This window comes from Blautia sp. ZXY-1-C6 (genome assembly GCF_056339875.1).
On the sequence record NZ_JBWJVQ010000253.1, the window covers coordinates 1 to 20490 of the forward strand.

Consider the following 20490-nt stretch of genomic DNA (forward strand, 5'->3'; position numbering starts at 1 on the left):
GCTATAATAAGGATAATAATTAAGATAAAAAGATGGTTCAGAATAAAAGGATGAAGGTAAGTGGGGTAAAATAAAGACATGGCATTTTCAATTTATGAGTCGATCAGCAATAATCAGACCATTCCGGTAAATGTATTTGTTGTTTCTATTCAGGGCAGTACATTCCATTGGCATAATGAATATGAACTGGTCGGGGTTTTAAAAGGAAGTATTGTTCTCAAAGCAGGATCAGAAGAAATAAATTTAAAGTGTGGGGATATTTTTCTGATCAATCCGAATGTGATCCATTCAATCAGAGAATGTGAGAATGAACCAAATTTGTGTATGTTTGTGCAGATGAGCCGGGAATTATTTGCACTGGAAGAACAGGAAAACATAGAAACCAGATTCTATCTGGATAGCACAAATGATGAAATACCGGAGTGTGGTTTTGCATATTTCTTTAAGAAAATGGCAGAACTTGTATATGAATCTATGAGTGAAAATAAACATAAACAGCTTAGAGTCCGGGCACAGGTATGTACATTGATCGCGGATTTATTTGATTATGTTGTATATGATGTGCGGTTTGGTGACCTGGCAACACGAAATGATCAGGAACTTACAGTAGCTATTATAGAATTTCTGGAACAGCATCTGGAGGAAGAAAATATTACAGAACTAACCTGCAAAAAGTTTGGCCTTAGCCGCAAATCTCTGGACCGAAATCTGAAGATGACGTTGGGCTCGACGGGAAAAGAAATGATTGAAAATCTCCGGGTGGAAAAGGCAAAGAATTTACTGAAAAATACAAATAAAAACATGAATTATATTCTGGATGCCTGCGGATTTGGTTCAGAAAAAACATTTTATCGGGTGTTCAGAGAGGAAACAGGAGTGACACCTAATGTATTTCGGCAAAAAGGGCAGGTCGATCACTATGATCAGGCGCTTAAAGGCTATCTAGATTATGAAACTACAGAGGTGAAGAAACTTTTAAAGGCAATCCTTGAGACATGGAAAGATAAGCAGGAAAGGATGATTGTGAATAAATATGATATCTGATTGGAAGGATTATCGTTTATCTTACACAAAAAAGGCAGAAGAACTTTTAAGAGGGCTGACTCTGGAAGAAAAAATTTCCCTGATGAGTGGTTCTCAGACCAGAGAAGAGGTAAGAGGAGCGATTCAGAAAAAAATAAAAATGCATTATAATGAAATCCCTTATCGTGCAGGTGGAATAAAAGAAAAAGGAATTCCGCCTATGTATTTTGCAGATGGAACAAGAGGAGTTGTCTGTGGCAGAGAAAAATCGACCTGTTTTCCGGTAGCTGCTATGAGAGGCGCAACTTTTAATACGAAACTGGAAGAACAGGTTGGAGAGGCAATCGCTGAAGAAGCGATAGAAGAAGGAGCAAATCTTTTTGGAGGTGTATGTGTAAATCTGCCGTATCATCCAGGCTGGGGAAGAGCGCAGGAAGTATACGGGGAGGATACCTTCCTTCTTGGTGAAATGGGGGCTGCACTGATAAAAGGAGTACAGAAAAAAGGTGTGATTGTCTGTGTGAAACATTTTGCTTTTAACTCCATGGAAAATTCGAGATTTAAGGTATCTGTAAAGTGTAGTAAAAGAACTGAACAGGAAGTTTTTCTGCCACATTTCAGACGTTGTGTGGAAGCTGGTGCGGGAGCTTTTATGAGTGCTTATAACAGTTACCAGGGAGAGCTATGTGGTCAGCAAGATTACCTGTTAAATCATGTTTTGAAAGATAAGTGGGACTTTGACGGGTTTGTTCTCAGTGATTTTGTATGGGGAATCAAGGACACTGTAGCATCTGTTAATGGTGGTCTGGATATGGAAATGCCAATTACTCATTATTATGGACAAAATTTGCTGAAAGCGGTAAAAGCCGGGAAAGTAAGTGAAGATACGATTAACCGGTCTTCCCTTAGAATCCTGCGCACATTGCTAGCACATCAGTCTGAAATTGACAGGAATCATGGGAAAACAGATTATAAAAAACACCAGGAACTTGCCTTACAGTGTGCGCGGGAAGGAATCACACTTTTAAGAAACAAGGATCATGTTTTACCAATTGACTGTACAGATAAACGAAAGAAAATAGTAGTCCTTGGATATCTGGCAGATTGTGAAAATATAGGTGACAGAGGTTCCAGCCAGGTATACGCGCCGTATATTATTACTTTGTTGCAGGGACTTACACAATATGGTGCAAATGCGGAAATCGTCTATTACGGAGGAGAAAGTCTGAATCATTGTAAAAGGCTGGCAAAGGAGGCGGACGCAGTTCTGATCGTGGCCGGAAATGACTATATGGATGAAGGAGAATGCATTGCAAAAGAAGCAGATGATGTTTCAACAGACAGAGCCGGAGGTGACCGAACAGAGACTATCGGGCTGAAACAAAAGGAACTTTCTATCATAGAGAGTATCAGTGAACTGCGTCAGGATGCGATCGTAATACTGGTAGGTGGAAGTACAATTATGGTCGATTCATGGAAAGAAAAGACAGGTGCGATTTTACTGCTGTATTATCCGGGAATGGAGGGCGGAACAGCTCTTGCAGAGACGATTTTCGGAAAAAATAATCCGAGTGGAAAGTTGCCATTTACAATACCTGAAAAGGAATCAGACTTGCCGGAAATGAACTGGGATACAGATGAAATATGGTATGATTATTACCATGGATATACGTTGTTAAATAAAATGCACAGGACACCGACTTATCCATTTGGCTGTGGTCTGTCATATACAGAATTTGAGCTTCAAAACGGACGGGGATGGGCTGATTCAGAGAATTTTTATGGAGAGATTACGGTTACTAATATTGGAAAAAGGGAAGGGGCAGAAGTGATACAGATGTATATAGGAACTCTGAACTCTGTAGTAGAAAGACCGGAATATACATTACAGGCATTTCAGAAAATATTCCTGAAACCAGGAGAAACACAGAAAGTTACACTGTCATGTAAAATAAGTGCTCTGGATTATTATGATGAAGAAACGAATAAATTTGTTCATGAAAATACAGATTATGTGATATACTTGGGAAATAGCAGTGACAGGAATACATTAAAGAAATATAAAGCTATTTATCGTTGCTATAAATAAACATGAAAGGTGTACCATTATGGATAAAAATACAAATCAAGACAAAGGCCTTCAGGGAAATGAGAAAATAGAGCAGGCGATTGAGGCTTTGCAGCAGGAGGCAACACAGGAATTACTGGCTCATGCTTTGACGGTAATACGCAGACGAATGAAAGAAGACGGTCAGTTTATTCTTGCGGTAGAACCACCAACAGGAGATAATCAGCTTAGAATTGGTACAGTAAAAACTGGTGATAATAAAGTATGGTGGGCAGCTTTTACCAGCTTTGAAGAAGAACTGAAAGGTGGCGGAAGTGTACAGTCTACATTCCTGACAGATATCAGCCAGTTTTTCAATTCTGCATTACAAGTAAATGAGATTGAAGGAATCATCCTCAATCCATGGAATCGCACAATCATGTTGGATAAAAACCTGATTAATATTATTTTGGGGAACGTATGAGAATTGCATTAATTTCTGGAAGTGCTATAGGAAAAAGAAATCCTCGATTTTGTCATGTGAAAATGATGAGAAAATCGAGGATTTTTTGCTTAAGATCAACAATAAGTACTATTTAGACGTTTCCATTCTTTTCAGTTCAGGCAGTATCGTAATCAGCATAGTGATAAAGCATAAGGAGCCACCGATCACATTAGATACCGGTTCAGCCATAAACACGCCATCTGTGCCCATGTGTAATCCATAGGGCAGGAAATAGGTCAGTGGAACCACAATAAATACTTTACGAAGCAGGGAGAAAAAAATCGCCTGCTTTTTTTTATTTAATGATTTAAATACTGTCTGACCAATATACTGCAGATCCATAAAAATAAAGGCTGCAAAGTAAAGTTTCAGTGCAGGAACTGCGTCCTTCAATAGCAGTTTGTCAGAGCTGAAGATTCCAATGAGAAATTCAGGCGCAATAAGAATAAGGCTCCACACAATTCCCGTATAAACCAGAACCATAATGATCAGAACAACACCTGCTTTTTTTACCCTGTCAGGTCGTCTGGCTCCGTAATTATAGCTGAGGACAGGAGAGGTTCCCTCATTGATCGCATGGATAGGCGTCTCCACCATCTGGCGAACACTGGATATAATAGTCATGACAGAGATATAAATATCACCGCCTGTCACTGAGAGAACATTATTGCAGCAGATACTTACCAGACTGTTGGTCAGCTGCATGATAAATCCGGCAGACCCCAGGCTGATGATATCTCTGGCATGTCTGGTACATTCAGAAATCTCATTTATATGAATCCATCTTACCTTTAATTCCGATTTCCCATGAAGAAAATAAAATACAAGCAAGGCGGAGAGAATCTGAGAGATCACAGTAGCGATGGCTGCACCCTTAATCCCCATATCCAGAACAAAAATAAAAACCGGATCAAGAATAATATTTGCTACTGCACCGACTGCCACTGACAGCATACCGATAATGGCATAGCCCTGTGCATTAATAAATGGGTTCATTCCTGTTGCGATCATGGAAGGAAGAGTACCCAGAAGGTAGATTATCAGATATGGATACGCATAAACTAGAGCATCATCCGAAGCACCAAACAGAGTTAGTAAGGGTCTGGCAAAAAGAAATCCGACCAGCATCAGCACAGCAGCACTTCCGCATAACATTGTGAATGCGGTATTCATGATCATATCAGCAGTTCTGGAATCTCCTTTTCCGCGGTTGATAGAGAAAATTGGTGCACCTCCGGAACCAAAGAGATTACTGAAAGCAGTAATGATCATGATGATCGGAAAGCATAAGCCCACAGCGCCAAGTGCAGTTGTTCCTATATCATGGATCCTGGCGATATAGATACGGTCCACAATGTTGTATAAAAGATTCAATATCTGCGCTACCAGCATGGGAAGCGCAGCGCTTAATATATTGTTGGTTACAGTTCCGTTTTCAAAATCAATTCGTTTCATTATAAATCTTCCTAAGTTCAAAAGTCTTATCGTGCATATAAGTATATCATAAAGTAAACAGAAATTCACTCTGATACAGTGGTATTGGAACAAAATATTCTCTGAAATTGTCATAAGTCATGATACAGAGAATAAAAAAGCATTTTTTATCCATACTATTTTCATGTAACAAAATACAGTATTTCTTAAAAAAGGAGACAACAGACTATGATTTTAAAAGAAAAGGAACGTTCAGTAATCGAAGATCTTCAGACACAAGAGAAAAGCTGTGTGGAAAAGTATGGAAAATACGCAGAACAGGCCAGGGACCCGGAGCTTAAAAATCTTTTCCGGAATATCCAGCAGGAAGAACAGAAGCATTATGAGTCTTTGTCAATGATTCTTTCAGGTAGTGTGCCTGAATGTAACTGTAATGACAGATCAGGCAAAGACTATCAGCCCAAAGCAGTCTATACAGCCATGAGTTCACCGGAAGATAAACAGCACGATGCATTTCTTGCAACAGACTGTATTGGTACAGAGAAGCTGGTGTCAGGAACATACAATGATGATGTATTTGCCTTTGGCGACAGTGGTGTACGCAAGCTGCTGGCAGATATCCAGATTGAGGAGCAGAATCATGCGGAGATGCTGTATAAGTATAAGACTGTGAATGGAATGGCATAAGAAGTCTTAAGGCATTGAGCAGAGTAGCATATTGGGAAAATTCTATACCAGGACTGCTATAATTACCTGACAGGAGACAATTGGTTTTGACTGTCTCTTGCCAGGTACATCTTATTTTATAGAAAATATGATGGTATAAATGTTGGGATATTTTATGAAAAATTTTGTAAAATTTGTCATGATAAAAGCCATAAGATAATTGCTAGAGCGTGTTTGAAAAATCATTCCCATAATCTGCACGCCCCACTTTGCGATATATTTTGCCAAAATTTGTTTTCCGTAGCTCGCTACGACGCCCTTATTCGAACAAAATCTCCTACAAATTGTGATGCACATTTTGCGGAAAGCATTTTTCAAACACATTCTAGGAATTCCGATTAGTTACGTAAGGTGTAATAGTGAATTTTGGCAGGAATGAATAAGAATTTTTTATAAATACTTGAATGAATATGGTAAATATAATACACTACTCATTAGTGGTATATTATTTATTAGTAATGTATTATATTTGTTGGAGTATTTGTATTGGATTTTTTTGGTCTGATAATATTAAAAATAATTTATTTGCAGAAGGTATATCTTTAGATGATGAATTTCAGGTATCTTCTAAATGGAGTTAAGAAATCCCAAATTTTAGAAAATTTGCTGATTTATTACTTAAATCGTTGTTTCTTAATGTTTGACAAGTTCTAAGTTTAAATATCTCATCGTGTATGCTTGAACAAATTTGGAACTTGGGAATTTAATATCATAATATGAAAGTGTGGAAAAAATGGCAGGGATTAAAGATGTTGCAAAAATGGCAGGAGTAGGTGTGGGAACAGTTTCAAGAATGCTTAATGACAGTGGATATGTTTCTCTGGATACGAGGGCCAAAATAGAAGCTGCTATGAAGGAATTGAATTATACACCGAATGAACTTGCCAGAAATCTGTATTATAAAAAAAGTGGTATAATTGCGGTACTTGTACCGAATGTATCCAATCCTTTTTTTGCTGAGTTTGTTGATTGTGTAGAAGGGGAACTGCGCAAAGCCGGCTTCAAAATTATGTTATGTAACACATTGAAAGATGTAAAGGCTGAAGCTGAATATCTGGATTTGCTGAACAGACATATTGTAGATGGGATAATTGCGGGAATGTCTTCTTTGGATGAAAGTGAGTATTCTAAAATTCATAAGCCGATTGTTGCGCTTGACAGATATCTGGGAGAAGAAATTCCGGTAGTAGCTGTGGACCATAAAATGGGTGGACGCCTGGCAGCAGAAGTGTTGCTGCGTAATGGCTGCAAAAGAATACTTCATTTCAGAAGTACTGCAGAAAAAGAGTCTTTATATCATGATCGTCATGCAGAATTTCAAAAAATTATGGATGAGCAGGGAATAGAAACCTATTGTTATGATCTGGACTGGCGGCGTTTGGATATTCAGTATTATCATCAGGTTGCAGAAGAAGTTATGGAAAAAAATCTGAAATTTGATGGTGTGTTTGGTGTAGACCGACTGGCTATTGAATGCATGAATGGATTGATCAGGCAACACAAAAAAATCCCGGAAGAGGTAAAAATAGTTTCTTATGATGGAACGTATATTACAGAATTGGTAGAACCGCAAATAAGTACAATTGTTCAGCCCATTGACAGAATGGCAGAGGAATCTGTAAAAAACCTTTGTGAGCTAATTAATGGAAAAAAAGTGAAAAATAAAAAAAGTATTTTAATACCTGAATTCCGTAAAGGCGGAACAACAGTATAAACAGATGTCATACGTGCGTTGTGCATTTGTTACAAAATAAAGGATGAAAAATAAAAATAAGTACAAAATATTTGGACATAATTTATAAAAAAAATAAAAAAACCATAATTGGATTGACAAAAGCTACAAAAAGGTTATAATGAAATCAACAAGACGAAGAAAACAAATTTTTTAAACAATGTGGAACGCGTTCCATATTGTAAAACAAAATTTGTTTTCCCAATGTTAACCCGTAAAATTAGATTACTCCGGAGAATATCTAAAGCGGTTGAAGCAGTATGTAAATGGAACGGCATGATATTTAATATCATGGAATTTAGAATCTTTAAGAATAGGAGATTAAAAATGAGAAAAAAGATTGTTAATTCATTAATTACAGCAACTGTGATTGGAAGTATGCTTACAGGAATGGCAGTTCCCTGTTTTGCAGGTGGGAAAAAAGACGGTGGAAGCAGTATTACAGTTCTTGTAGAAAGTGGTTCACCTGCAGAAGCACTTGCCAATAATACAGCAGCTGATTTTGAGAAAGAAACAGGCTGTAAGGTTGTTGTTGATGCTGTTGCCTATACTGGTATGTATGATAAGCTTTCTACCGAAATTAAAGCAGGACAGGCTGCTCATGATGTTTCATGCATGGATTTTGTATGGCTGGCAGCTTTTGCTGATGCAATCGAACCAATTACAGATGCAGATACCAGTGATTTCCTTCCAACGCTGGAAGAAAGCGGAACAGTAGATGGTAATCTTCTGGGATATCCGATGTGGGTAAACGCTAAGATCCTTATTTACAGAAAAGATCTGATTCCGGAAGATAAAGTGCCAAAGACCTGGGATGAATATAAAGCACTGGCAAAAGAAATGAAAACAGACGATATGTACGGAACAACAGTTTTTGGAAGTGGTTCTGACGCAGTTTGTTCCTTCCTTGATTTTGCCTGCCAGGCCGGTGCAGATGGATTAGTATATGACAAGGATGGAAATGTAAATATTACAGATCAGCCATATGTGGATGCGCTTGATTTTATGGTTGAAATGGCAAATGAAGATTGTACGCCATCAGATTCTCTGGCTACTGCTTCTACAGAGTCTCAGGAACTTTTCAATAATGGTAAAGTTGCAATGCAGTTGAACTGGAGCCATCAGTATCCTGCAGCTGTTGAGGCACTTGGAGCAGATAAGGTGGGATGTGCACCAATGATTGCCGGCAGTGCAGGAGTAGGAGCAACCACAGGTCCATGGTATGAATGTGTAATGAAAAATTCTGAGAATAAAGACATGGCACTGAAATATGTAGAATATATGTACGATCATAATGCAGATTATATGAACGGAACCCTTAAAATTGCCGGCAGAACTTCTGTTTATGAGGAAGCTGGAAAAGAGGCTGGTAATGAGCATACAACAGCAGTTCTTGACACATTGAATGAAAAACAGTCTCAGCCAAGACCTATGATTTCAACCTGGTCACAGGTAGAGCAGGTTCTTACAGGTGTTGTAGAATCCTGTCTTGGTGGAGCAGATGTGAAAGAAACCCTTGAATCTGCAAAAGAAGAGATTGAGGCAATTGGGAAGTAAAGTGACAAAGTAATAAAGAAAAAGCAGATTGCAGACATCTACCAAATAATAAAAAATGTAATTAAATCAAGGGTGATTTTACCTGGACATCGAACACACTAACTATGAATTTACTAATCTATGATGTATGATGCAGGGCGTAAATCGCCCTTGATTTTTATAAGAAAGCGGGAAATATTATGAAATTGATATCAAAAAAAACACTATTGCTGTTTTTTCTTCCTGGCGCGATTTTCATGGGTGCCTTTTTGATTTATCCTATTTTTAAAATGGTATTTGACAGTTTCTTTAAGGTTGGAATTACAGGAGCCAGAACTTTTATTGGATTTGATAATTATATTAAAGCATTTACAGCTGGCGGTTTTTTGAAGCAGCTGAAAAATACATTGATTTATATTTTGATTGCGGTATCTGTGGAAACAGTTTTAGGATTTATTTTTGCATTATTATTTGAACTTGATTATAAGGGCAGTAAAATAGTACGTTCATTAATGATGACACCACTTATGATCGCACCGCTGGTTGCAGGTCTTATCTGGAAATTGATGATGAGTTCAAACTTTGGTATTGTCAATGAGTTTCTGACCAGAATAGGAATCTTGTCCAGTCCAAGTGATATTTTGTGGCTTGCAGATTCCAGATGGTCATTGATCGCCTGCTGTATTGCAGATATATGGCTGACTACACCGTTTATGATGCTGATGATTCTGGCTGGCCTTCAGGGATTGGATACCAGCGTGGCAGAAGCTGCAAGAATGGATGGAGCAAGTAAGCTGCAGGAAATTTTTTACATAAAAATACCGGGAATTAAACCGGTTCTGTTGACAGCATTGTCAGTGAGAATTATAGATGCAGCAAAGACTTTTGACATTATCTGGGCAATGACAGAAGGTGGACCTAACAGTTCATCGGAGACAATTAGTATTATTATTTATAAAACACTTGTAAAGTATAATAATACAGGATATGCCAGTGCAATGGCTGTTATCTTTATCATAGTTCTTGTAGTGTTTACATTAGTATTTATGCAGAGTTTATGGAATCCAAAGAAAAAGTAAAAGCTGTCAAAGAAAAACAGTAATAAGAAGGATTCAATAAGGAGACCAAAATGAAGAAAGGTAATAGTATCAAACTAAAAATAGCAGTTATTATTTCTATAATTATTACGATATTCTGGCTGCTTCCATATATTTATGTAATTTGTTGTTCGTTTAAACCTGGATCAGAGGTAATTGCTGTTCCGCCATCTTTTCTTCCAAAAAGCTTTTCGGTTGAAAATTTCACTCAATTATTTGTAAGAATGAACGCGGGTGGGTATCTGCTGAACAGTTTGATTACAGCAGTTTGCAGTACAATTATTGCAGTTATCTTGGGTTCACTGGCTGCATATGCTATTCAGAGATCTGGAGCGAAGCTGTCAGTAGGGCTGGTGGTATTGATTTTATGTCTGAAAATGATTCCTACATCCAGTATTGCAGTACCTATTTATGAGATTATTTGTAATATGGGATTGTATGATACCAGAATTGCATTGATTATTGTTTATGCGGCAGTAAACATGCCTTTTGTAATGTGGACAATGCTTAGTTTTTATGAGGGAGTACCGTCTACTTTGGATGAGGCTGCATATGTAGATGGCGCTTCCAGCCTTCAGACATTCAGAAAGGTTATTTTGCCGATTTGTAAGCCGGGACTTGCAACTGCCTTTATATTTACATTGTTCCTGGCATGGAATGATTTTCTTATTTCTCTGTTGCTGACCAGTATGAATGCTAAAACATTTACAGTAGGTCTTGCCGGTTTCCTGTCAGCGTATAATCTTGACCTTGGACCGATGTGTGCAGGAGCATTTTTATTTAGCTTCCCGGTAATGATTTTATCAATGTTTGCACAGAGATACATTGTTCAGGGAATGACAGCAGGAGCTGTAAAAGGATAATAAGAATGGAGAAAGCCAGTGAATAAAATATTAATGAGACAAAGAATAGAAAACGCGCAAAAAGAAATTGACAGTAAAAAGATGATTGTTCAAAATGGAAAAATGCGTCAGCATTATCATTTTATGCCCCAGAGCGGGTGGATGAATGATCCTAACGGACTGATCTTTTTTAACGGACAGTATCATGTGTTTTATCAGACTAATCCATATAATGGATTTTGGGATTGTATGCATTGGGGACATGCAGTCAGCAAAGATTTAGTTCATTGGGAATATTTGCCTCTGGCATTGGCACCCAGTGAAGAGTATGATGATTATCAAAAAGGTGGATGTTTTTCCGGCAGTGCAATCGAACACGAAGGTAAGTTATATGTATTTTATACGGCAACTGCAAATCATGGAAACGGAAGTGAGCAAAGCCAGTGTCTTGCTATAAGTGAAGATGGAATAAATTTTGAAAAGTATGACGGAAATCCTCTCTTTGATGCACCGGAAGGTATTCAGCCGGATTCATTCCGCGATCCAAAGGTATGGAAGCATGAAAATAAATATTATATGGTTGTAGGGGCCAGTCGTAATAACAGAGGATTAGCATTGATATATGAATCTGCAGATCTTTATCATTGGAATTTTTTAAACGTGCTGGCAGAAAGCCGTGGAGAATGGGGATTCATGTGGGAATGTCCGGATTTTTATCAGCTTGGCGATAAATATGTTCTCACTTTTTCTCCAATGGGCTCAGGAGATCATACATCAGTATACCTGACAGGAGATTTTGATTACAAAACAGGAAAATTTGACTGGCATATCAGTGGTGAAATGGATTGGGGATTTGATTTTTATGCGCCACAGTCCATGGTTGCTCCTGATGGAAGACGTCTGATTGTTGCCTGGGCGAATGAATGGGAATGGATGCCTCTCTTTAAGGACTGGGGACCTACTTATCAGGAGGGCTGGTGCGGATTTTTTAATGTGATTCGTGAAGTTCGGATGTGCAAGGATGGAACGCTGGCGTTTGTTCCTGTAGAGGAAATGGAAAAAATCCGTGAAAACAAATTTACGCAACGGGAAATACAGATTACAGAAACACCTCAGCAGTTAAAAGCAGGAGATGGAATCAGCTTTGAGATGAAATTTACATTGGATCTTGAAGAAACTGATGCAGACAGGGTAGAACTGAAGCTCAGATGCGGAAAAGAAAAAGAATCCCGTTGTATTTTTGATCTGAAAAATGGTGAATTGCTGGTAGACAGAAGCTGTGCAGATGGATGGAGTGTAGGAACATCCAGAAGTGTACTTAAGGTCAGCGAAAAAAGTCTGGATGTACATATCTTTTCAGATCAGAGTTCTCTGGAGATATTTACAGATCAATACAGAAATAATCATTCCAATAATATTTTTGCAGGAAATGATCAGGATGCAATAAGTATATCTGCGTTTGGTGGAAGAGCGGTAATCAGAGACTATGAAGCATATGGATTGCAGGAGTGTTTTAACTGAATCAAGTAGCGGAGCGGATTGCGAATATCCGCTTGACATGAACTGAAAGCAGGAGGAGTATTGAAATGAAACGTAATAATTATTATGATGTCACTGACTGGCAGGTAGGTAACCCATATACGGATATCGGAGAAGTGATCAACAGTATCATTGCAGACATCAAGAACAGACAGAAGGATACAAATGTAAATGATGGAGGAAAACCGGGAGCAGTAATTTATATTCCGTCTGGAGATTATCATTTAAAAACGCAGGTGAAAATTGACATCAGTTACTTGAAAATCCAAGGATCAGGACATGGATTTGTGTCTTCAAGTATCCGATATAATGTGCCAAAAGAACAGTGGAAGGATCTTCATGACATCTGGCCGGGCGGTAGCAGGATTCTGGTAGATTTGGAACCATTAAAGGGGGATGAAAGATCCGGTGCTGCTTTTCTGGTGGAACGAGAGGGAGATCCGAGAATCAGTTCCGTGGAGTTTGAAAATTTCTGTATTGATGGACTCCATTTTGTAGATGACGGAAATGGAGATCCAGAGAATACATATTTAAATGGAAAAACAGGAATTTATGTAGCCAGTGCACAGGATTCTTTCAGAATTACAGGCATGGGTATTATTTATCTGGAGCATGGAGTGACTCTTTACAATTCTGATGCATTATCTGTTCATGATAATTTTATAGCAGAATGTGGAAATTGTGTAGAACTTCGTGGAGCCGGACAGGCATCTAAAATAACAGATAATCTTATGGGGGCTGGTTATAGAGGTTATACAATTTTTGCCGAAAATTTTGGAGGACTTCTGATTACTTCCAATAACATTTTTCCAAGAGGAAAAAGTATAGTACATCTTAAGGGTGTTCTTAGATCATCAGTAACTGCAAACAGATTTCATTCTTTTTATCCGGGAATGCTGATAATGGAAAATTGTAGAGAAAATCTCATATCTTCCAATCATTTTCTCAGAGATCATGAACCATGGCCTCCGATGCTGGAATATGATAATGGATTAGAGGATGATTTTGGCCTGATTCATATTCAGGGAAGTAGCAATTCACTGATTGCTAATCACATTTCGGAGACGATTGAACAGCAATATCTGAAACCGGCAGGCATAAAACCGATAATCATTCGTTTGGTTTCCGGAAGAGAAAATTACATTACAAACAATCATATTGTGGCAACTACAAAAACTGATAAAAAAGAAAGTGAAGAAAATCAATCCTGCTTTGATGCGCAGGTTGGAGCATTGTTAAGTATGGATGAACTGGTTAAACTTCCGATTGAAGTAGTACATGTTGATGAGGCATCATTGGATAATATAATACTGGATACATGCAGAGAAAATGAAGCAGTTATGGATTTTGCAGAAAATGTGTTTCGGGGAATTCCGGTTAAATAAAAATTAAATGACATTGATAAATTATTATTGGCATTATTTTTTGCACAATACATCGCATTGGATAACGTTCTGATTTATTTTTTTACATATATTATACTATAGCAATTCCATAAAATAATGCAAGCAATCCAGCCCATCATAGCGTGAAGTCCTGCTTCAGATATCATTGTCGTGCGTTAGCACGCCTGCAGATATTTCCTTGTCTTTCGCAGTCTGCGGAACTGTCTTGATTGCATTATTATAAATTGTAAAAAATTTCATGATTTTAAAAGAAAAAAAGCACAGTAATCAAAGAGAACTGGGAAAATTTATAATACTCTCGTATAGTTATAACGAGGCTACTGTAAATAAACATAAGTTAACAGTAAAAAGGATGTCGGATTTGCTCTCGGCATCCTTTTTATATGGGATTATACAGGATAAAATAGTATAAAAAAATGTCAAAATATTTTATTGAAACTCTTCGTGATTTTGCTATGATATAGTAAGATTATGTCGGCAGAAGGTCAGTACTATAGATATATAGTGAATCGGAGACAAAATTCAGAAAGGGGATTTTTACATATGTACACAGGAAACTATGAATGTCTGGAATTATTTGTAAAACCAGAAGCCGGGAAAAAAGGTAGTGTGAGCCTGAAGAAGGTAAAAGAAAACAAAACAGAAATAAAAGAACTGCAGCATATCTATGGGAACTGGATCAAGTTCCGAGCCGGGAGCTTATGGAAGCATGACTTTGCCAAGAGAACTCCATGTGAAGAATGAAAATGAGGGATAAATAGAAATGACCACATCTATGATAAAGGGCAATCCGCTGAAACTGATGTTACAGTTCGCGTTTCCTTTATTATTAGGAAACTTGCTGCAACAGACTTATAATATTATTGATGCTGCGATCGTAGGCCAGATTCTTGGCGCAAAAGCACTGGCAAGTGTAGGAGCCAGCAGCAGTATTCAGTTTCTGGTACTGGGATTCTGCATGGGAAGCTGTACAGGCTTTGGTGTTCCTGTAGCTAAATATTTCGGTGCAGAGAAAATAGAAAAAATGCGGGATTATATCTTTAATGGAGCTGTATTATGTGCAGGAATCGCAGTGATCCTGACAGCATTATGCAGTGTTTTATGTCCTCAGATTCTGCATATTTTATCTGTACCAGAGGACATTTATGACAATGCATATAGTTATCTGCTAATCATTTTCCTGGGGATTCCCTTTACGATTTTATATAACTATCTGTCCAGTATTTTGAGGTCAGTGGGAGACAGCAGGACACCGTTTATATTTCTGGCGTTATCTGCTGTTCTGAATATTTTTCTGGATTTATTCTGTATCGTAGTGCTGAAACTTGGATGTGCCGGAGCTGCCATTGCAACCATTTCCGCACAGGCAATCAGTGGAATCTTGTGCCTTATTTTTATCATCCGCAAGATGAAACTCCTGTGGCTTAAGAAAGAAAACAGGGCAATAAAGGGGGATACAGTAAAGGAACTTCTGGCAATGGGAATGCCTACGGGACTTCAGTTCTCCATCACAGCTATCGGAAGTATGGTTATGCAGTCTGCCAATAACGGGCTTGGAAGTACATATGTATCAGCCTTTACTGCAGCAATGAAGATTAAGCAGTTTACCATGTGTCCATTTGATGCCATCGCAACATCTGCATCTGTATTCTGCAGTCAGAATCTTGGAGCAGGACAGTCTGACAGGATTAAGAAAGGATTGCGCTGTGGTATTACAGTGGGAGTAGGATATGGTATTGCGGCGGGAATTTTACTGATTTTTGCAGGGCGTACACTTTCTATGCTGTTTGTTGGAAAGAGTGCGGTGGCAGTTCTGGATGCCTCTGCCAAATACCTCAGATGTATGGGATTTTTCTACTGGAGTCTTGGTATTCTCAATGTCGCCCGTATGGTAACTCAAGGACTTGGATATTCAGGCAGAGCCGTTTTCTCCGGCGTAACAGAAATGATCGCCAGAACAGTTGTCTGTCTTGGATTTGTAGGAACTCTTGGCTTCACAGCCATCTGCTTCGCAGACCAGACTGCCTGGATCACAGCAACCTGCTATATTTTTCCGACATGTTTGTGGTGTATCCGAAAGTCTACAAGAATGCTTGCATCTAATAAAAGTATGACAAAATAAGAAAACAGCTATGCAAGAGCAGCAGATAAAAATATCTGTACTCTTCATAGCTGTTTTTATGTATGGTTTATATATGGTAAAGCTATTGACTATATGGATATCAGGTTAAAAGAGCTTCTGCTCAGATGCTTTTTTATCCGTAAATGGTCCTGCGACAGTTTTGACATCTCTGTGATTTCCAAAGAAATCCTGATTAAAGATAATCGGGCTTCCGTCAGGATTTTCGTATTTCTGCTCCGGTTCGAATGCCATACCAAGTGTTTCAGTTGAGATGATACCGTCGTTTTCTTCTTTGATGATATCATACAGGTTGGTCTTCAGATACCAGCCATCTTCTTTCTCTTCAACAGAGATATTTACAGTGTGTTCTGTATCTGTGACTGCATTTGTTTCTTTTTCCCATGCACGTGCTCCATTGAAATAGAGATTGCCGGATGCCCATACAGGAAGATGATCATAATAGCAGTTGCCTGTTGTCTCAGAACCCATTCCGCAGTAACCTTCGAACTGTCTGTTCCATTCATCAAAGGTTGGATATCCGTTAAATTTGAAAGTTCCTGTGATCACATTGCAGTCATCCCACATATTTCCATTGTTACCCATAAGATCAGCCAGATCCTGCATACAAGGACGGATTGGTTTCTGAACGAAGATGTTGTTGTAGAATCTGTCATCTCCATGAAGGATGGTCATAAATCCTGCAACCTGAGTTCCGTGTTTGGTGTGATATGGAGTATATCTCGGAGATGGAATATCAGGTGCACCGTTGTCTGTACCGATACCAACAGAAACGAAGCCGCCGCAGATCAGGTTATGTACAAGGGCAACACCCTGGGTTGCAATTTTCAGTGCACGGTCAGACAGCAGGATATTGTGGTCGATTAATGTCGGACCATGGGAAACCTCAACGAAGATATCTTCTCCTACGCTTGTGACAGCGTCATCCCCTGCCTCGAAGTCATTAGGAAGAGCATTGTCATGGAAGAGATTTCCTGTAACGCGGGTTCCCTGTGCCTGCCAGTCAAGCCACAGACCACGGGTGCAGTTGTGGATATGGTTGCGGCGGAAAATAACATCGATAGCAGCATGCATTTTGATACCGCCGATCTCTGCTCCTGCCAGATTCTGCTTGTTGTTAATGTGATGAATATGGTTGTCTTCAATAACAGAGAATACGCCTCCAAGATGTCCTACAATACCTGTCTGACCGCAGTCATGGATCTCACATCTGCGTACAATATGGGAACCGATGTGTTCTTTATCCCATCCTTCATAGGAAGCCTGGCAGATGCAGTCGCGTTCTGTCTGAGTTCCGTCTTTGTATTTCCACTTTAACCATTTGTTATCATTTTCAGGCTGCAGATATTTACCAAGAGAAATACCGCTGCATTTGGATTCATAGATTTCACAGTCTTCGATGATCCATCCTTTGGACCAGTGAGGACCGACCATTCCCTCCTGATAAGCGGTAGGGGGAGCCCACTGAGTAGCAGCCTGACTGATGCGGAAACCGGAGAGAGTGATATATCCGATTCCTTCACTTTCCGGATAGAAGCAGTTTCTTCTTACACTGATCTCAACATTTTCTTTATTGGGATCTTTTTCATGGAAGTTTGCATAAATAATTGTCTGATTATTGGCTTCATCCTGTTCTGCATACCATGTATATACAGAGAAATCAGGATCCCATGAGATAGTACTTTTTTGTGGATTTTTAACTTTATCCAGAGTGGTTACTTCATACATGGATTTTTCATTCAGATATACATCTCCTGTATGAGCAATAAATGTAGCGATAAACCAATCTCCGGATACCAGGGTAGTAAATGGGTTATAATCACCGAAGATTCCGTTCGGAATGACTGCTTTCCATACAGTGCCTTCTACATTTTCCCAGTCTTTGACAGCTTCACTTCCTGTAATGTGCGCCTGTCCTTTTATTGCAGAACGGTAGGTGATACGCTTGTCTGCCGTTCCAGCGTGAATCGGATTAACAGCTTCACGGTATAATCCCGGTGCAACGATGACTTCATCTCCCGGAAGTGCCTTTGCAGCGGCCTCCTGAATAGTTTTGAATGGATTTTCTTTTGTTCCGTTTCCGGTCTGGATCACGGATGCATCAACGTAAATAATCATTATAAAAACCTCCCGGCCTTCTGGCCTGAATCCTTCTGTTTGCGGGCAAAATGCCCATAAGATATGTAATCTAGTGTAGCATGTAGATATGCAGCGAAACAATGGAATCCTGTGTCATTTTGTATGAATTTTGTGATGATTCATTACTGTTCACTGAAAACGTCGGATTCGAAAATAAGAGAACGAAAGAATTTCTGGCAAAAATCCTGTAAATAGAATAAATCTTGATACTTAAAACTTAAAATAGTGAGTAAATACCGGGCTTTATTTACCAGTAACTTTTGCCTGCATATCACATAGATTTTGATGTAAATACTCTGCAGATGATATATTATAAAAAATACAAATATTTTCAGAAAGTGCAGGCTATCATGAATAAAAAGAAATCAAAGAATAAAAAACAGGATAAGCAGAGTGAGAAGCCGGTTCCGAGGAAAAAGGAAGAGGAGCAGACAGAAAGAACTGGTAGAAATTCAGCTCAGAACCCTTGCTATGGATTACTGGTCTGTACTGGAATATCATATATATACTGCCTGGATTTTAAAAACAAAAATCCAGGCAGTTATTTTAATACCAGCGTGTCATTGGCAGATCATTATTGATTCCTTTAGTCATCAGAATCTGGTGCAGATCAATAATTCCGTTATGGAAGGTTGCAGCACATGCTGACAGGTAAAGTTCCCACATACGCAGGAAGGATTCATCAAACATGGTCTTTTCCTTTTCTATATTCTCACGGAAATTCTTTTCCCAGTGGAGCAGAGTTTTATTGTAATGCAGACGTAGATTTTCAATGTCCAGAGTGTGGAAATTGTCCTCTGCCATATGATTCAGGATTTCTCTCAGACTGGGAACGGTTCCGCCTGGAAAGATATATTTCTTGATCCATGGATCACCCGGATGTTCTTTCAGTGCACTGATAAAATGAAGCAGGAATAATCCGCCCGGTTTCAGAACTTTCTCTACACAGTCAAGGAAGAGCTGATAATTGTCACGGCCAACATGTTCCAGCATTCCCACACTGACTACCCGGTCAAACTGATAGTCATGCTTTGGCAGATCGCGGTAATCCATCAGTTCCACTGTAAGATAATCTTCCAGGCCCTGATCTTTGATGCGCTTTTGGAATTCTGTATATTGTTCGTGGCTTAAAGTGATTCCTGTACCATGTACTTTGTATTTTTTGGCAGCCTCAATCAGCAGAAAACCCCATCCGCAGCCGATATCAAGAAGACTCATACCTTCTTCCAGATGCAATTTTTTCAGAATATAATCTACTTTATTAACCTGTGCCTGATATAAAGAGTCATCGTCATGAATGAAGTAGCCACAGGAATAACTCATGGTTTCGTCCAGCCATAATTTATAAAAATCATTTCCGATATCATAGTGGCTGGTGACTTCCTTTTCCTGATTCTTTTTGGATGTAGAACTGAACATGATCTTTTTCAGAGCAGATTCATTGGTAGAAAATTTGCTCATCTGTCCCAGAAAATGATCCAGTGCCTCGTAAAGATTTCCTTCAATATCCAGATCTCCCCGCATATAAGCCTCGCCTAATGCCAGGGAAGTGCTTTTGAGCAGCTCGGCCAGAGGAATTGTTTCCTTAAAATTTACTGTAAATGTGGGTTCTCCCTCTCCGATTGGATATTCGGAATTCTTGAACTTTACCAGAAATGGATAGTCCGTAAAGCGTTCAAGGAATTGCACCATTGCTTTTTCTTCAGCCTTTTCTCCTAATGTTTCAAACATAATAGTTTACCTCCTTTAACACAAAACTATGATACACCTTTGGGGGCGCTTATCGTCAAGGGGAGAATTAAACAAAGATATCTGGGAAATTGGTCAGACTTGTAGCAGAATAATGGAAATAGAAGAAGAAACAAAAAGTTCACAAAAAACATCTTGACCATCAAAGAAACACAAGTTATAATCCTGTCTTTGACAGTTACTAAACAAAAAAATTGCTGTACCTCTTGATTTTACTGAGGTTCGGCGATTTTTTGTGTTGTTTTGGAATATAGTATTTTATTCCCGGCCTTTTCATCGTTCTTAGTTTATCCAAGATCGTTTCGTAGCTGATGGCATTTTCCAGGTCTCTTTCAAGGTAACGATATATCACTAATGCAAGGAAACAGATAAGGAAATGGGCTTTTATGCGTATATCGTCTTGAAGAAAAAATGGTTTTGTTTCAAAATCAGTTTTCATTATACGGAAACATTTCTCGATTTCCCATATGTCGATATTTTAGAAATGCCGATAAATTTTCTATAAGATTCCATGCCTGACCCAATGTCAGGCACAAGTAATGAACTATCGGCATTTATTTCAATCCACAAAGCCG

The 20490-nt window shown here is 38.8% G+C and carries 17 protein-coding genes and 2 pseudogenes; 14 read left to right on the plus strand and 5 right to left on the minus strand.

All coding sequences use genetic code 11. The features are described 5' to 3' along the window. Positions 1-78: 78 nt before the first annotated feature. Genes AC075J_RS16375 through AC075J_RS16385 form a run of 3 tightly spaced genes read left to right on the plus strand, consistent with a single transcriptional unit; the run spans position 79 to position 3554 of the window. A complete protein-coding gene (locus tag AC075J_RS16375) occupies positions 79-1044 on the plus strand; it encodes a helix-turn-helix domain-containing protein (protein WP_476390506.1) in 966 nt (321 codons plus the stop codon). Further along, complete coding sequence (locus AC075J_RS16380) at positions 1034-3112, plus strand: beta-glucosidase (protein WP_476390507.1); 2079 nt, start codon at positions 1034-1036, stop codon at positions 3110-3112. Before AC075J_RS16375 ends, AC075J_RS16380 begins: the two co-directional genes overlap by 11 nt. Positions 3113-3131: 19 nt before the next feature. Then, positions 3132-3554 carry an SseB family protein gene (locus AC075J_RS16385; protein WP_117674917.1) on the plus strand — a complete coding sequence of 141 codons (423 nt, stop codon included), beginning with the start codon at positions 3132-3134 and terminating at the stop codon, positions 3552-3554. Positions 3555-3662: 108 nt separating this feature from the next. Here the strand turns inward: AC075J_RS16385 and AC075J_RS16390 are convergent, their stop codons facing one another. Further along, positions 3663-5030 (minus strand): MATE family efflux transporter, encoded by a 1368-nt coding sequence (locus AC075J_RS16390; protein WP_476390508.1) that lies wholly within the window; start codon positions 5028-5030, stop codon positions 3663-3665. A 207-nt stretch (positions 5031-5237) separates the two neighbouring features. On the opposite strand from AC075J_RS16390, the gene AC075J_RS16395 reads away from it, so the two are divergent. Further along, a complete protein-coding gene (locus AC075J_RS16395) occupies positions 5238-5696 on the plus strand; it encodes a ferritin-like domain-containing protein (RefSeq protein ID WP_019163044.1) in 459 nt (152 codons plus the stop codon). Between the two features lie 111 nt (positions 5697-5807). On the opposite strand, the pseudogene AC075J_RS16400 reads toward AC075J_RS16395, so the two are convergent. Continuing rightward, positions 5808-5993 (minus strand): annotated as a pseudogene (locus AC075J_RS16400) (DUF6783 domain-containing protein); the annotation flags it as partial. Between AC075J_RS16400 and AC075J_RS16405 the strand changes: the two are divergent. The 9 genes from AC075J_RS16405 (at position 5967) to AC075J_RS16445 (ending at position 16009) form a co-directional block, all read left to right on the plus strand. Next, a complete protein-coding gene (locus tag AC075J_RS16405) occupies positions 5967-6077 on the plus strand; it encodes a DUF6783 domain-containing protein (protein WP_334295134.1) in 111 nt (36 codons plus the stop codon). The pseudogene AC075J_RS16400 and the gene AC075J_RS16405 overlap by 27 nt on opposite strands. 391 nt (positions 6078-6468) lie before the next feature. Then, entirely contained in the window at positions 6469-7449 is a 981-nt protein-coding gene (locus AC075J_RS16410) for a LacI family DNA-binding transcriptional regulator (protein WP_118136113.1), read from the plus strand. A 345-nt stretch (positions 7450-7794) separates the two neighbouring features. Then, complete coding sequence (locus AC075J_RS16415; RefSeq protein ID WP_118136111.1) at positions 7795-9024, plus strand: ABC transporter substrate-binding protein; 1230 nt, start codon at positions 7795-7797, stop codon at positions 9022-9024. A gap of 179 nt (positions 9025-9203) precedes the next feature. Next, positions 9204-10082: a carbohydrate ABC transporter permease gene (locus tag AC075J_RS16420; protein ID WP_118136109.1), complete on the plus strand. Its 879-nt coding sequence runs from the start codon at positions 9204-9206 to the stop codon at positions 10080-10082. Between the two features lie 50 nt (positions 10083-10132). Further along, positions 10133-10963, plus strand: a complete 831-nt coding sequence (locus AC075J_RS16425) for a carbohydrate ABC transporter permease (RefSeq protein ID WP_118136107.1) — start codon at positions 10133-10135, stop codon at positions 10961-10963. Positions 10964-10981: 18 nt separating this feature from the next. Then, entirely contained in the window at positions 10982-12463 is a 1482-nt protein-coding gene (locus tag AC075J_RS16430; protein WP_118136105.1) for a glycoside hydrolase family 32 protein, read from the plus strand. Between the two features lie 65 nt (positions 12464-12528). Next, positions 12529-13866, plus strand: a complete 1338-nt coding sequence (locus tag AC075J_RS16435) for a NosD domain-containing protein (RefSeq protein ID WP_476390509.1) — start codon at positions 12529-12531, stop codon at positions 13864-13866. 564 nt (positions 13867-14430) lie between these two features. Then, positions 14431-14631 (plus strand): hypothetical protein, encoded by a 201-nt coding sequence (locus AC075J_RS16440; RefSeq protein ID WP_055058821.1) that lies wholly within the window; start codon positions 14431-14433, stop codon positions 14629-14631. Positions 14632-14650: 19 nt separating this feature from the next. Next, positions 14651-16009, plus strand: a complete 1359-nt coding sequence (locus AC075J_RS16445) for an MATE family efflux transporter (RefSeq protein WP_476390510.1) — start codon at positions 14651-14653, stop codon at positions 16007-16009. Between the two features lie 105 nt (positions 16010-16114). On the opposite strand, the gene AC075J_RS16450 is transcribed toward AC075J_RS16445, so the two are convergent. Next, positions 16115-18145, minus strand: coding sequence for a right-handed parallel beta-helix repeat-containing protein (locus AC075J_RS16450; protein WP_476390511.1), 2031 nt, complete (start codon positions 18143-18145; stop codon positions 16115-16117). A gap of 371 nt (positions 18146-18516) precedes the next feature. On the opposite strand from AC075J_RS16450, the gene AC075J_RS16455 reads away from it, so the two are divergent. Next, entirely contained in the window at positions 18517-18747 is a 231-nt protein-coding gene (locus AC075J_RS16455) for a hypothetical protein (RefSeq protein WP_265107645.1), read from the plus strand. Here the strand turns inward: AC075J_RS16455 and AC075J_RS16460 are convergent. Together AC075J_RS16460 and AC075J_RS16465 are read right to left on the minus strand one after the other, a co-directional pair. After that, positions 18713-19897, minus strand: a complete 1185-nt coding sequence (locus AC075J_RS16460) for an SAM-dependent methyltransferase (protein ID WP_026649491.1) — start codon at positions 19895-19897, stop codon at positions 18713-18715. The two genes, AC075J_RS16455 and AC075J_RS16460, sit on opposite strands and share 35 nt — an antisense overlap. A 292-nt stretch (positions 19898-20189) precedes the next feature. Beyond that, positions 20190-20381 (minus strand): annotated as a pseudogene (locus tag AC075J_RS16465) (IS1634 family transposase); the annotation flags it as partial. Positions 20382-20490 lie beyond the last annotated feature (109 nt).